This is a genomic window from Pantoea deleyi (assembly GCF_022647325.1).
Classification (GTDB): domain Bacteria; phylum Pseudomonadota; class Gammaproteobacteria; order Enterobacterales; family Enterobacteriaceae; genus Pantoea; species Pantoea deleyi.
In genome coordinates, this window is record NZ_CP071407.1 from 142,394 (window position 1) to 155,547 (window position 13,154).

At 57.7% G+C, this 13,154-nt stretch carries 13 protein-coding genes; 3 read left to right on the forward strand and 10 right to left on the reverse strand.

Annotated elements, in window-relative coordinates; genetic code table 11:
* Positions 1 to 55: 55 nt before the first annotated feature.
* Entirely contained in the window at positions 56 to 1,081 is a 1,026-nt protein-coding gene (locus J1C59_RS19940; RefSeq protein WP_128085340.1) for a zinc-dependent alcohol dehydrogenase family protein, read from the forward strand.
* A gap of 221 nt (positions 1,082 to 1,302) precedes the next feature.
* Here J1C59_RS19940 and J1C59_RS19945 read toward each other — a convergent pair whose 3' ends face one another.
* Together J1C59_RS19945 and J1C59_RS19950 are read right to left on the reverse strand one after the other, a co-directional pair.
* Positions 1,303 to 1,989, reverse strand: coding sequence for a ZIP family metal transporter (locus J1C59_RS19945; protein WP_128085341.1), 687 nt, complete (start codon positions 1,987 to 1,989; stop codon positions 1,303 to 1,305).
* 190 nt (positions 1,990 to 2,179) lie between these two features.
* Complete coding sequence (locus J1C59_RS19950; RefSeq protein WP_158086878.1) at positions 2,180 to 2,320, reverse strand: hypothetical protein; 141 nt, start codon at positions 2,318 to 2,320, stop codon at positions 2,180 to 2,182.
* A 315-nt stretch (positions 2,321 to 2,635) separates the two neighbouring features.
* Between J1C59_RS19950 and J1C59_RS19955 the strand changes: the two genes are divergently transcribed.
* Positions 2,636 to 3,307, forward strand: a complete 672-nt coding sequence (locus J1C59_RS19955) for a class I SAM-dependent methyltransferase (protein ID WP_128085342.1) — start codon at positions 2,636 to 2,638, stop codon at positions 3,305 to 3,307.
* A 203-nt stretch (positions 3,308 to 3,510) separates the two neighbouring features.
* On the opposite strand, the gene J1C59_RS19960 is transcribed toward J1C59_RS19955, so the two are convergent.
* A complete protein-coding gene (locus J1C59_RS19960) occupies positions 3,511 to 5,055 on the reverse strand; it encodes a methyl-accepting chemotaxis protein (protein WP_128085343.1) in 1,545 nt (514 codons plus the stop codon).
* An 843-nt stretch (positions 5,056 to 5,898) separates the two neighbouring features.
* On the opposite strand from J1C59_RS19960, the gene J1C59_RS19965 reads away from it, so the two are divergent.
* Positions 5,899 to 6,354, forward strand: coding sequence for a GNAT family N-acetyltransferase (locus J1C59_RS19965; RefSeq protein WP_128085344.1), 456 nt, complete (start codon positions 5,899 to 5,901; stop codon positions 6,352 to 6,354).
* A 306-nt stretch (positions 6,355 to 6,660) separates the two neighbouring features.
* Here the strand turns inward: J1C59_RS19965 and araD are convergent, their stop codons facing one another.
* Genes araD through yiaK form a run of 7 tightly spaced genes read right to left on the reverse strand, consistent with a single transcriptional unit; the run spans position 6,661 to position 13,131 of the window.
* Positions 6,661 to 7,359, reverse strand: a complete 699-nt coding sequence (araD, locus tag J1C59_RS19970) for an L-ribulose-5-phosphate 4-epimerase (protein ID WP_128085345.1) — start codon at positions 7,357 to 7,359, stop codon at positions 6,661 to 6,663.
* Positions 7,356 to 8,216: an L-ribulose-5-phosphate 3-epimerase gene (locus tag J1C59_RS19975; protein WP_128085346.1), complete on the reverse strand. Its 861-nt coding sequence runs from the start codon at positions 8,214 to 8,216 to the stop codon at positions 7,356 to 7,358. The genes araD and J1C59_RS19975 overlap by 4 nt, the downstream gene beginning before the upstream one ends.
* Positions 8,213 to 8,869, reverse strand: coding sequence for a 3-keto-L-gulonate-6-phosphate decarboxylase UlaD (ulaD, locus tag J1C59_RS19980; protein WP_128085347.1), 657 nt, complete (start codon positions 8,867 to 8,869; stop codon positions 8,213 to 8,215). Before ulaD ends, J1C59_RS19975 begins: the two co-directional genes overlap by 4 nt.
* Positions 8,866 to 10,347 carry an FGGY-family carbohydrate kinase gene (locus J1C59_RS19985; protein ID WP_128085348.1) on the reverse strand — a complete coding sequence of 494 codons (1,482 nt, stop codon included), beginning with the start codon at positions 10,345 to 10,347 and terminating at the stop codon, positions 8,866 to 8,868. The genes ulaD and J1C59_RS19985 overlap by 4 nt, the downstream gene beginning before the upstream one ends.
* Positions 10,344 to 11,639, reverse strand: a complete 1,296-nt coding sequence (locus J1C59_RS19990; protein WP_128085349.1) for an MFS transporter — start codon at positions 11,637 to 11,639, stop codon at positions 10,344 to 10,346. The genes J1C59_RS19985 and J1C59_RS19990 overlap by 4 nt, the downstream gene beginning before the upstream one ends.
* A 15-nt stretch (positions 11,640 to 11,654) precedes the next feature.
* Complete coding sequence (locus J1C59_RS19995; RefSeq protein ID WP_128085350.1) at positions 11,655 to 12,122, reverse strand: NanQ anomerase/TabA/YiaL family protein; 468 nt, start codon at positions 12,120 to 12,122, stop codon at positions 11,655 to 11,657.
* 10 nt (positions 12,123 to 12,132) lie between these two features.
* Entirely contained in the window at positions 12,133 to 13,131 is a 999-nt protein-coding gene (yiaK, locus tag J1C59_RS20000) for a 3-dehydro-L-gulonate 2-dehydrogenase (protein ID WP_128085351.1), read from the reverse strand.
* Positions 13,132 to 13,154: the final 23 nt, after the last annotated feature.

Consider the following 13,154-nt stretch of genomic DNA (forward strand, 5'->3'; position numbering starts at 1 on the left):
GCCTGGATGGCAGTGGTACGATGCGGTTTCTGTTATCAGCCCGGAGAAATTCCCTGTGAATCGTACTATGAAACGCTGGACGTTAAACCAGATCGGCCGTTCTGCCCTGACACTGATCGACACCGATATTCCGCAGCCCGGCCCCCACGAGGTGCTGGTGCGGGTGAAAGCCGTCGCGCTTAACTATCGTGATAACGCTATTATTGAGGGCGGGATGGGGCAAGGGATGGTCATGCCCCTGACGCCAGGTTCCGACATGGCCGGCGTGGTTGAGGCGGTCGGACCGGACACGACCCGCTTCCGCACCGGCGATCGCGTTATTTCCTCATTCAATGCGGACTGGATCGACGGCAGGCTTCAGAACAATGCCAGAGAACCCCATTACAACACCCTGGGTTACGGGATTCAGGGCGTGCTGGCCGAATATGTGGTCCTGCATGAAAACTGGCTGGTCAGCGCTCCGGTGACGCTGACCGATGCCGGGGCCAGTACCCTGGTCTGTGCCGGTCTGACGGCCTGGTTTGCGCTGGTTGAACGCGGCGGTCTGCGACCGGGTGAAACCGTGCTGGTGCAGGGCACCGGTGGTGTGTCGCTATTCGCGCTGCAGATTGCAAAATCCCTCGGCGCAAAAGTCTTCGTGACTTCATCCAGTGATGAAAAAGGGGCTGCGGCGCTGGCGCTCGGGGCCGATCACGCGATAAACCGCCATAAAGAGGAGTGGGTTGCGGCCATTCACCGCCTGACAGACGATCGCGGCATCGATCATGTTGTGGAAACCGTGGGCGGTCGTAACTTTGCGAACGCTGTTCGCGTGGTGGCCTCACAGGGCCGCATCTCTCTGATTGGGATGATGGATGCGCACGATACCGCCGCGCCCGGCGGATTACTGCTGCTCAAATCACCCACGGTTCAGGGTATCGGTGTGGGACATCGTCGAGCGCTGGAGGATCTGACCCGGGCCGTGGATCAGATCGGACTGAAACCGGTTATTGATTCCACCTTCCCCCTGGAGGCGTTGCCGGACGCGCTGGCGGCGCTTGAACGCGGCCCCTTCGGGAAAATCGTCATCGAGCTGGGTTAACTCCGGGAGGGTCGCAGCCTAAGCAGACGGGAAACGGTAAAACGCGGGAGTCGCAGGCGGGGTGCTGCGCCGGATGATAGCGCCCGGCAGAATCGTGGTGACGGCTGCCGAAAAAAGGAAAAGCGTCCCTGAGGACGCTTTTCCGTGCTGACCGGGTTACCAGCGGTGAAGCGGCAGCCGGTACGAACGCGGAGGATTGCCCGCAGCCGCATAGCCGCTCATCACAGCCCCTCTTCGATCAGCATCAGTATCATAAAGCCTGCAAAAAACATCGCCGTGCCCAGCGGAGTGTCACGATCGCCTTTGTGCGCCTCGACCAGAAGCTCTTCGGTCACCAGGTAGAGCAGTGCCACCAGGCCAAATGAGAGGAAGTAGGTCAGCCAGAATTCACCCAGGTCGGCGACTGGCGCGCCCGCGATCGCACCAGCAGGCAGAAGCAGGGCGATAGCGGCAACCGCCAGTAATACTTTAATTGCGCTGCCCAGCATGGCGCGCAAATCCTCCACTACCGACAATCCGAGGAAAAGGATCTCAAGCGTCAGCGCCAGTGTCAGCATGAGGCCGGTTTTCGCCCCGGCCGCGAAGCTGATCCCCAAAACAAGCCCATCGATAAAAATATCCAGTCCGATCGCGATCAGCATCCCTTTACTGCTGGCGGCTTTTTCGCCAAAGTGCTGGATGAGCATCATCAGCACCACACCGGTGACACCCCCCGCGATGACGGCCATCATTGAATGTTGTTTGAGGCCGGGCAGCACCTCTGTCGCAGCCGCGCAGAATATGACACCTGCGGTGAAATGGTGGATCAGGCTCATCACCTTTTCACCCGGCTGGCGGAACAGCGCGATACCCGCACCCGCTATCGCAGCGGTGACCGGAAAGAGGGTATAGAGCAGGGTCAGAGTCATCAGGGGAGTCCTTTTCAAAAAACGTCACACATCACCGATCTTAGACGGTGAAAACCAAAGAGAGAGACGAATCCTTCCGCTACCTGAAAGCGAAGGGCGTTCAGAGGGCGGCATGTTGCGGAATCATCCGCGCATTAGCAATAAAAAAAGGCCGCACAGTGCGACCTCTTCTTGCAGATTACATTAAGCTTTACTTACCCTCAGCCCATTTGGTTATCTGATTATCAATCCTGCCATCCAGATAGTCGGTGAAATGAACGGAGCCCGCTTTAATTAACAATGCCAGGCAGGCGGCAAAAACCAGGACCAGTAAGACTCTGCTAATACTCATAACCTTTCCTTGTAAGAATAATGCCTCCTCTTTTATACCTGCCGGACTCTGATTGTGATAGTTATCATTTTATTTAATCTCTCCGGAACAGCAGATTCTTACTGTGGCAACGGCTTTTCAAAACGGACTGCGGTAAAAGAATGCAAAAAGTAAAACGTATGCTGCATCCTGCCGCAGAGATTAAAGGTTTAATATCAACCGTGAGGGATGGCTGTACTGCTTCACTGACAGACAAATACTTCCTGTTTAGCGGATGCCGGACTGCATAAAGGACGCTGAGGGATGGGCTGGGTATGAACTTAAGGTATCGCTGAGATGAATCCTTATGAAAAACATTACAGGCAACTCCGGGCAGAGGGTGCAGCGGCCTGGGCTGGCGAAGGGTTTCCCAGAGCCAAAGCACAGCAGGAGAAAGTATTTGGGTGGCTTCACACACAGCGGTATTTACCGGAGCCGGGCTCAGCGGTGCTTGAACTGGGATGTGGGAATGGAGCCATGGCGGCCCAGTCTCTTGCTGAATCAGGATATGCTGTGTGGGGAGTAGACTGGTCAGAAACGGCTATCCGATGGGCAGAAGAACGTTTTGATCAGGCCGGACTGACCGGGAAATTTATTGTGGGTGATGTCTGCAACATTCACTCCTGCGCAGACTGGATGTTTGAACTGATTATTGATGGCAGCTGTTTACATTGCCTGATAGATGACGCGCGCAGACGTTTTTATGCGGAGGTAAAAAGATTGCTCAGACCCGGTGGACGATTTGTGATCGGTTCTATGTGTGGAACTCCCCGTTATTCTGAGGACAGGGGCACGTATGATCCCCGCCGGCATCATCTACTGAAAGAGGGTCGGCCCTGGCGAACGCTGATGCCACTCACGGATTTAACGGATGAAATTCAGAGCGCGCAGTTCAGTGTGGAGGCGCTGACAGTGAATGAGAATGAATGGTGGGATCACGCCACAATAGTCTGTTCAGTGAAGCAGTAGCCTGATGCGGCCTGTGCCGATTTGTTGTATCAATCCGTTGAGCTCTCCGCTAATAACAGACATTCCCGCCGCAGCATGAGTGCAGCGGGCCATTAAAAAAACGCAGGCTATCAGCGCTGCAATCAGTCTCGCCAGACTAACCAAAGAGGCCAGCAGCCCGGAGGGAGGGCTGCCAGCCGCTTACTGTTTCTCTGGATTGTCTGTCAGACGCTGAAGGTCTCAACCATTCCGCGCAGGGCATGCGCCTGCTGAGAAAGCGACTGCGACGCGGAAGAGGACTCCTCCACAAGCACTGCGTTATTCTGCGTCACGCCATCCATCTGGCTGACGGCGATACTGACCTGCGAAATCCCCTGCATCTGCTCCGAAGAGGCCAGCGAGATGTTGTCCATCGCTTCCGCGAGTTCCCCGACCATGCTGACAACCGCCTCAATGCTCTGGCCGGTGGAAGAGGCCACGCTGACGCCGCTTTCAATCTGCTCCACCGCATGTTCGATTAGCGCTTTGATGTCTTTCGCCGCCGTCGCACTTCGCTGCGCCAGCGTGCGGACCTCACCGGCGACCACGGCGAACCCACGACCGTCTTCGCCCGCCCGCGCCGCCTCTACCGCTGCGTTCAGCGCCAGGATGTTGGTCTGGAAAGCGATGCTTTCGATCACAGACGTGATGTCACGGACCTTAGTGGCGCTCACGGAAATCTCCTGCATGGTCGCAGACATCAACTGAACGTCCGAGCCGCCCTTAAGCGCGAGCTGCGCCGTTCCGCGGGCGGACTGAGCGGTCTGCTCGGCTCCGGCGGTGTTGCTCTTCACGGTGGCGGTTAACTGTTCCATGCTGGCGGCCGTCTCCTGCAGCGCGGCGGCCTGCTGTTCTGTCCGCGACGACAGTTCGCTGTTGCCCTGAGCGATCTCATCGGCAGCCAGCGCGACGGAGGCAGAGGTATCCTTAATCTGTGACACCAGCCCACGAAGGTTTGTCTGCATGCCATCAAGAGAGGCCAGCATACTGGTTGTATCCCCGGAGCGGAGCACCACCTGGCTCGTCAGGTCACCTGATGCAATAGCCGAGGCCAGCGCCTGAGCCTGCGCGGGTTCTCCGCCCAACTGGCGCATCAGCACTCTGATAATGACAACGCAGGCCCCGATGCTGACAATAATGGATGCCGCAGCCAGTAAAATCAGGATCAGGGATGACTGTGAGGCTAAAGCGCTGTTCTTCGCCACCTCCGCACTGCTGGTTTTCTGCTGGATTCCGGTGACGACCAGCAGGTTGTTCAGCATGGTGTCCTGCACAGGCTGAACTTCTCTGGTCAGCGCCTCTAAAAACTCTTTATCACGATTGGCCAGCCCGAGCTGGCTGGCTTTCGAGAAAGTGGTAAAGAAAGCCGTCTCTGTCTCCGTCAGCCTTTTGAATGCCTCACGTCCGGCCGGAAGGGAGTCCTTGTCCAGCAGGTCGCCTAAAGCCTCCCGGTTTGCCGTAAACTGCGCCTGTGTTGCCTGCATGCGCTCTGCCAGCGGTTTCATTGCGTCCGGATCGGTCAGCAGCCCAATCGTCCTCACGTCGATCGCCATCTGTCTTATTTCACCCAGCATCTCTTCTGCGATCTGATACTTTTTCATTTTGATGTTGACGATCACGTCCATCCCTGCGCGGGCACGGTTAAGCGCATGCAGTGCGGTTCCCGTGCAGATAATAAACAGGAGAATAAGCAGGCCAAAGCCTGCGGTCAGGCGGGTTGATATTTTCATATTTTTCTCGTTATGAAGAAATGCTGCCGTATATGTTGGTGTTGTCTTAACTGATGTTCAGCCGGGTCTGCTTCAGATCTGTCAGCCGTATCCTGCTGCCGGAGGGCAACCTCTGACTGACGGCGTCCTGCCAGAAGGATTACCTCATCAAAGCCGCTGGCCTCCGCTATGTCGCAGACGTCATCGTTTCACCGGACATGACATCCGTATCAGGCTCTATCGGCGGCAAAAGTGGGAAACTCCAGAGTTCGCAAAAAATAAATTGCGCACAATTTAATTGGTATCGATTTATTACAGTTGATGCATTCAGCGTGCATGTTCTGAACGCAGAACTCAGGCCGAAAACTCTCTTTTCCGGGGGCTGTGACGCCGGTGAAACAGTAGGATTCTGTGACTCGCGGCCGGTCATCTGCCCCGGCAGGAAATCCGCTGTCAGGCCGCTGTAAAAATAACCAACCATCTCATGTGAAGGGTCGCTTTGCGCTTGCTGGCAACGACAAGGCTATGCCTGTTAGCCGTAACCCGGCGCGGCAGGAGGGCGGAATAATTACCGGTCCTGCTGAAGCAGGTTGGGGGATGGAAAAGCTGATGAGATGACGGAATGAGGATTATTCAGATGAAAATCATTCAGGTCTTAAGTGAACGGTGAGATAAGCCATCCTGCCTCTGACTCTGTAGGAACCACACAGATGAATAGCCAGGCAGAATGAGGTCTGTCAGAAGTCAGAGGCGGTCATGAAATCATCACGATTCGGGTGACAAGGATGCATGCTGAACATCGTAACCTGAAGCATGATATCTTCTGATTCTGACCTGAGGTCTTTAATACTGAAGAGTACTGGCATGATGACAGTAGAGAAATCAGATCCCCGTTCAGCGGACTCTCGCCATTTAATTGAAAAGCTGTCGGCAGAGCTCGCTTCTATCACCGGCGATAGTGGCAAAAGCAATTTCACCATTGACGCAATGAATGTGGAGAGATCGTTGTGGGTGCTGGCGAGGGACAGCAAAGGGAACGCGATAGGATGTGGCGCTATTCGGCCTTTAACGGAGAATATCGCTGAACTGAAAAGAATGTTTTCGGATCGTAGCCATTCCGGTACTGGCACTGCCTTACTGACTTTTTTGGAAACGGCCGCAAAAAATATGGGATATAACGAACTCTGGCTTGAAACCCGACATGCTAATTTGAGGGCTGTAAAGTTTTATCAGAGAAACGGATACGTACGTATAAATAATTACGGACCCTACGTAGATCGCGAAGAGGCAGTATGTTTTGCGAAATCACTGTCAGCCTGACAGATTGTTATTTCCCTGAGGGTACACAAATGATGCGTCTGGAGCTGCACTGACTGAACGCCGCTGCTCCCATAACCCCCCCCCCGCTGACCTGAAAAAGTAACGCGGATGCCATCAACCTGACATCCGCGTTTGAGAGGAACGGGAATAGTCCTGCGGCAACCCTTCATTAACTCATCCCGCGTTCTCAGACAGCGATTGTGAATCAGGGTAATCCCGACGCCATTATTATCCGCTGTGCATCCACTCGTTCCCGCTCAATGAAAAGCCCGCGCACTGCGTTTCGTGTCTAAGACCGACCCCCACTTACTGCCCGTACCAGGCATCCGGCCCATGCTTTCTGAGAAAATGCTTGTCCAGCAAGGGCTGCTGCATAAGGGGGATCGCCGGAGAGAGATGTCGGGAGAAAATACCCATATAGGCAATCTCTTCCAGAACGACCGCATTGTGTACAGCGGTTTCGGCGTCTTTTCCCCAGGCGAAGGGGCCATGTGAATTGACCAGCACCGCAGGTATCGCCGCAGGAGATAACCCGCGCTGCGCAAACGTCTCGATAATCACTTCGCCGGTATTGTGCTCATACTCATACGTGATTTCGGCTTCTGTCATCTGTCGGGTACAGGGGATCGTGCCGTAAAAGTAGTCGGCATGGGTAGTCCCCCAGGCGGGGAGGTCCTGACCCGCCTGGGCCCAGATGGTCGCGTGCCGTGAATGGGTATGCACGATACCGCCGATATCCTCAAAAGCGCGATAGAGAGCCAGATGAGTCCTGGTGTCCGACGAAGGTTTTTTACGGCCTTCAACCACGCGTCCGCTTTCCAGTTCCACCACCACGATGTCATCCACGGTCATATTTTCATACTCCACACCGGACGGTTTGATGGCGACCAGCCCCTGCGTGCGATCTATCGCGCTGACGTTGCCCCAGGTAAAGGTCACCAGCTTATGGTGTGGCAGCGCCAGATTCGCGGCCAGCACCTGTTCTTTCATTGCGGCGATGCTCATAGTAAACCTCCTTCCTGCATTCTTTGTTCAATCCAGCGCCGGGCATGAACGATTTCGGCCACCGGCTCCTCTGCTTTTTCTGTCCACATCTCGATCAGGAACGATCCGCGATAGTTGAGTGCTTTTAGCGTGCGGAAGACCCCGACAAAATCGACGCAGCCCTGTCCAAAGGGCACGTCACGAAACTGCCCCGGCGAGCTTTCGGTTACGGGTTGCGTGTCTTTCAGATGAATGGCGGCGATGCGGTCGATGCCCAGGGTCAGCTCCGCGGCAACATCGTTACCCCATGCGCTGAGATTGCCGACGTCGGGATAGACCGAAAACCACGGTGAACCCTGCTGCTGCTCCCAGACTTTCCACTTGCTGATCGCATTCATGAATTCGGTGTCCATGATCTCAACCGCCAGCATCACCTGCGCGGCAGCAGCACGCTGCACCGCGCGGGATAGCCCATCGGCGAAGCGTGCCACGGTGCCCTCATCGTGAGGTTCGTAATAGACGTCGTAACCGGCCAGCTGAATCGTGCGGATACCCACATCCTTAGCCAGCTGAATCGCCTGATCGATCAGATCGTCCGCACGCTGGCGGGTAACCGGATCGTGACTGCCAAAAGGAAAGCGGCGATGTCCCGACAGGCACATCGAGGGAATGGTAACGCCGGTTTCAATCATGGCGTTTACCAGCGACAGCCGCTGCTCTTTTCTCCAGTTCAGGCGTGCCAGCCTGGCGTCGGTTTCATCCACCGACATCTCGACAAAATCAAACCCACAGGCTTTGGCCAGCGCGAGCCGTTCAGGCCAGGTGAGGTTGGCGGGCAGGGCTTTTTCGTAAATACCTAACGGATGATGGCGTTTCATAGGGTTCCCCAGATGCTGGCAATGGCCTGATGGAATGCTGCTGCGCGCGGGATGCCGCTGGCGGGATCGCTGAGGGCGCGCCCGGCGATAAATGCCTTGACGTCAACCTCTTTAAACTGCGAAAGGTCCTCAGGGATGATCCCGCCGGTGATGGAGAGCGCGAAACCCAGATCTGACAACGCCTTCATGGTGTCCAGGTCATGCTGGGTCCACTGCTGCCCGCTGGCCTGCGCATCCCGGCCACGGTGATAAATGGCCTGTTTCAGCCCCAGCTGCCGCCATTTTCGGGCATCGTCCAGTGTCCAGTTGCCAAAGAGTTCGATCTGAATATCGCCCTGGTGCTGCTGCGCGACTTCCAGCGCGCTGGCAAAGGTGGCCAGCGGAGCGGCGCAGATGACCGTCATCCAGCTTGCACCCGCCCTGAAGGCCATGTCTGCCAGCGTGCCGCCGGCATCCGCCACTTTATAGTCAGCCACCAGCGTTTTCTCAGGATGCTGCTGGCGCAGACGGCGAACGGCGTCGACTCCACAGCTCAGGCACAGCAGGGTGCCTGCTTCGATGATGTCCACATGCGGGTGAAGCTGCTGTGCGGTACGCAGCGCCGCATCCAGATCGGTATGATCCAGCGCCAGCTGGAGTAGGGGCAGGCTCATAAGGTGGCTCCTTGTGCATCACTCAGGATGCGGATCAGATGCTGATAACGCTGATATTTCTGCTGAAAGCGGGCGTGTCGTGCGCTGTCTGGCTGCCAGATCACGATTTCGGGTGCCAGGGCCTGCTGCGCCTGTTGCAGCGAGGCGTAAGCGCCGGTGCCGGCCAGCGCCACCAGTGCCGCCCCCAGACAGCCGCTTTCGCTGATCTGTGGCACTTCCACCGTCAGGCCGCTGGCGTCGGCAAACATCTGCATCCAGGGCGCGGATCGCGTGGGGCCGCCGCTCAGACGCAGGGCGGTCACCTGGGGGAAGCGCTGCAGGATACGGTTGAGATGGGTCAGGTGTGAAAAGACCACGCCTTCGTAAATGGCCTGCACCAGATGGGCGCGCGTATGGCCCGCCTGCAGGCCAAAGAAGCTGCCGTGCAGATCGGCACCGGCGTTGGTGCCGTACAGGAAAGGCAGAAACAGCAGCGTGCTGCTGGCGGGTTCCAGCTCCGCGACCCACTGATTCAGTGAGTGGTAGTCGCTGATGCCCCACTGCGCACAGAACCACTCCAGGTTGGCCGCCGACGTCGGGCTGGCTTCATGGATCAGGTACTGTCCCTCAATGGCATAGCGGCCATAGACGTAGGGATAGCCGGCTTCATCGCTGATGCAGTCGGTGATGCCGCTGGTCACCGACCAGGTGCCCATCACCGCGTTGAGGCGCGTTGCGTCATTCAGCCCGGCGCAGAGGGCCGTGGACATCACGTCAAACAGACCGCCGACCACGGGCGTGCCGGGCAGCAAACCGCAGGCGGCTGCGGCCTGCGCCGTCACATAACCTGCAATCTGCGTCGGCCCGATAATCGGGGGCAGCGCGGAGAGGATCTCGCCGATCCCCAGCATCTCTGCCAGCGCGGGCGACCAGTTTGCCGTCTGCATATCGTAGAGGTTGGATTCGGAGATATTGGTCTCTTCACACGCCAGCTCATCGGTAAGGCAGAAGCGCAGATAGTCATGGGCCATCAGCACGCTGCCAATTGCGGCATAACGCGCGGGCTGATGCAGCTTCAGCCAGCGCAGCAGTGAAACCGGGTGGCCGGTCCACAGCGTCTGGCGCGTCAGCGGATAGAGCTGTTGCGGCATGCCTTCATGCTGCCACTGCCGGACCAGGCTCAGGGCGCGGCGATCGGAGGATAAGATGCCATTCCCCAGCGGGTTATGCTCTTTGTCCAGCAGGAACAGCCCTTTACCCTGAGCAGAGATGCCCAGGCCTGCGATGTCGGCCGCATCCTGACCGCTGGTGGTCAGCACCTCGCGGATCACCGCGGCCGCCTGCTGCCAGAGCAGCGTCATATCCCGTTCGGCATAACCCGGCTCCGGCACCTGTACGGGCAGGTTTTGCCGCGCAACGGCCAGTTCGCGGCCCGCAATATCGTAAAGTCCGGCTTTAATAAAGGTGCCGCCGCAGTCCAGTCCCAGCCAGCGTTTCATAGGGCCTCCCGTTTCGCCGTGTCACAACGGGCAGGCAGCGTCATCGCCAGCAGTGCAGCCAGCGCCAGCGAAATGGCAAGGCTGTAAACCCCGGCATCTTTGCTGTAAAAGGCGATCAGCATCCCCACCATATATGGCCCGCAGAAGCCGCCCAGGTTGCCAAGCGCGTTGATCAGCCCACGGGCTCCGCCCGCGACTTCAGCATTGAACAGGCGCGGGGGAATACTCCAGAACACGCCCGCCGCAGACTGGATAAACACGCCACAGCCCACCAGCGCCGCGTAAGACCACCAGACATGGGCTTTAAGCAGCACAGACAGCGCCATGCACAGCGCAAACCCCGCCAGCGGCAGCGCCACAAACAGCTTGCGTCGGCCGGTTGCATCCGAGAGAACCGAAAACAGAAACATGCCGAAGATAGCGCCGACGTAGGGGAGGATAGCCAGCATACCGACCTGTTCGACGTTGCCGTGGGTCAGCTCTTTCAGGATGGTCGGCAGCCACAGGGTGTAGCCATAAATGCCCGTCTGGTAGAAAAAATTCACCAGAATCAGCCGCCACATCACCGGCTCGCGCATTACGCGAAGCAGGGAGGCATTCCGCACGTTCTGCCCTTTGATCATCAGCTGTTCGTTGTGCAGGGTGGTGATCAGGTAGTGCTTTTCCACCGGCGAGATCCACGTTGCTTCCTGCGGCCGGTTACTGATGGTGAAATGCCACAGGGCCATGACAACCAGCGACAGGGCGCCTTCCACGTAAAACAGCATGCGCCAGTCCCACTGCGTGATGATCCAGCCAGAGAGCGGGGCGGTAATGATCCCGGCGATTGGCACAAACATAATCACAATGGCATTGGCACGGCCGCGTTCTGCATCGGGAAACCAGTTGCCAATCATCGTCAGCACCACCGGCAGCATTCCGCCTTCGGCAATACCTAACGCGAAGCGCAGCGCCAGCAGCTGATACTGGCTGGTGGCCAACCCGGTGAGGATCGAGATGACCGCCCAGGCCAGCAGTGACCAGCCGATAAAGCGTTTACCGTTGCCATAGACGGCCAGTCTGCCGCCCGGCACCTGCAGGAACAGATAACCAAGGAAGAAAATGCCGCCCGCCAGCCCGGCCATCGAGGCGCTGATACCCAGTTCGGCGTCCATGCCGCCCGGCATGGCAAAGGCGATATTGACCCGATCCATATAAGAGATGATGCAGGTGATGAGAATCGGCGGAATGATCCGCAACCAGCGCAGGGCGGGGATTTTCTCACGGTTAACGACGGTCGATGTCAGACTCATGGCATTCCTCCTTGCCTAGACCAGCTCGTGGGTGGGGATCTTGATCACCACCTTGCGAATCGGCCCCGGAGTGCCTGCCGAGCCGTTCGGGCGATGAATATCCTGCGGAAAAAACACGGCAAACGTGCCTGGCAGCATGCGCACCTGGGTTTCATCCGGCGCGTGCTGATAGAAGATGATGTCGCGCTCGCTGTCGTAAGGCTGGTGGACGGGCAGAGTAAGGGGCTGCGTGGCGACCCCGATCACTTCTTCACCCGCCACCAGATACTGCACATCGATATGCAGGCGATGCGCCTCCGGATAGTTCTCTTCAGGCGGGGCGGTATGCAGATCCAGAACCTGCATCACCCAGCCCGTTTCGCTGTCCTGATAACGCCCGGCGGCCAGGCTGCTCAGGTCCTGCCGGGAAAGACAGGCGATCGCCCGTGCAATCGCTGGAGGGTAGTGACGCGGGTCGGTGTTCGAAAGATGTCCGGTGATCATGTTTTTCTCCTTACAGCGCCTGAATACGCGCCCAGATGCGTTCATCGACCGGAATACCCAGGCGCTGGTTTTCGGCACGCAGCGGCGGAAACTTATCGCCGGGCAGGCGGATTGCCTGCTCGCTATTCGCCCGCTCCGCGTTAATAACGGAGGCACGGATGCGGTCGAGTTTGTGCTGGCGCGTCTCGCCATCAATCAGCCGGTCTACATCGATGGCGATAAAGACCTGCGAGATGCCGAATTCATCGCCGTTGTCGTGAGTCACTTCAGTGACGGAGGCACCGTTGGAGAGGAGGGTGGCCAGCATATCCAGCACGACTGACAGCGCGGAGCCTTTCCAGTAACCCATAGGCAGGATGCGGCGGTTTTTCTCCAGCGTGGCCGGGTCGCGGGTGTAGTGGCCGTCATCATCAAATCCGCCGTCCACCGGCAGGCTTTTCCCGGCCAGACGGTTCACCTCCAGCATGCCGTAGGAGAACATCGACATCGACATATCCACCATGGTGATCGGTTCACCGGGTACGGCGATGATCAGCGGGTTCGTGCCGATAGCGCCGCTTTTTGCGCCCCAGGGCGGCATCACGGCAATTGAGTTCGTCCAGCAAATCCCCACAAAGCCTCTTTCCGCCGCCTGCCAGCCGTAACTGCCGCCCCGCATCCAGTGATTGGCATTGCGCAGCGCCACCAGGCCGATACCGTGCTCAGTGGCCACCTGCATGGCGCGATCCATCATGCGGTGCGCGGTGACGTTGCCAATCGCACGCTGCGCATCCCACTGCTCGATCGCGCCCAGCGACAGAACCTGTTGTGCATCGGCTTCGGGGACGATATGGCCTGCGTCCAGTTGCTGAATAAAACGCGGAAAGCGGTTTACGCCGTGGGAATAGACGCCGTTGAGACTGGTCTCGGCAAACATCTGTGCGCAGGCTTCAGCTTTATCCTGCGGCACGTTGCGACTCGTGAGAACGCGGAGAAACTCCCTATACAACTGCTGATGGCTGATTCTCATACGACTAATACTCCCGGCGTTGC

Coding starts and splice junctions, on each gene's coding strand:
- J1C59_RS19945 (WP_128085341.1), bottom strand. CDS start 1,989: ATGACTCTGACCCTGCTCTATACCCTCTTTCCGGTCACCGCTGCGATA.
- J1C59_RS19950 (WP_158086878.1), bottom strand. CDS start 2,320: ATGAGTATTAGCAGAGTCTTACTGGTCCTGGTTTTTGCCGCCTGCCTG.
- J1C59_RS19955 (WP_128085342.1), top strand. CDS start 2,636: ATGAATCCTTATGAAAAACATTACAGGCAACTCCGGGCAGAGGGTGCA.
- J1C59_RS19960 (WP_128085343.1), bottom strand. CDS start 5,055: ATGAAAATATCAACCCGCCTGACCGCAGGCTTTGGCCTGCTTATTCTC.
- J1C59_RS19965 (WP_128085344.1), top strand. CDS start 5,899: ATGATGACAGTAGAGAAATCAGATCCCCGTTCAGCGGACTCTCGCCAT.
- araD (WP_128085345.1), bottom strand. CDS start 7,359: ATGAGCATCGCCGCAATGAAAGAACAGGTGCTGGCCGCGAATCTGGCG.
- J1C59_RS19975 (WP_128085346.1), bottom strand. CDS start 8,216: ATGAAACGCCATCATCCGTTAGGTATTTACGAAAAAGCCCTGCCCGCC.
- ulaD (WP_128085347.1), bottom strand. CDS start 8,869: ATGAGCCTGCCCCTACTCCAGCTGGCGCTGGATCATACCGATCTGGAT.
- J1C59_RS19985 (WP_128085348.1), bottom strand. CDS start 10,347: ATGAAACGCTGGCTGGGACTGGACTGCGGCGGCACCTTTATTAAAGCC.
- J1C59_RS19990 (WP_128085349.1), bottom strand. CDS start 11,639: ATGAGTCTGACATCGACCGTCGTTAACCGTGAGAAAATCCCCGCCCTG.
- J1C59_RS19995 (WP_128085350.1), bottom strand. CDS start 12,122: ATGATCACCGGACATCTTTCGAACACCGACCCGCGTCACTACCCTCCA.
- yiaK (WP_128085351.1), bottom strand. CDS start 13,131: ATGAGAATCAGCCATCAGCAGTTGTATAGGGAGTTTCTCCGCGTTCTC.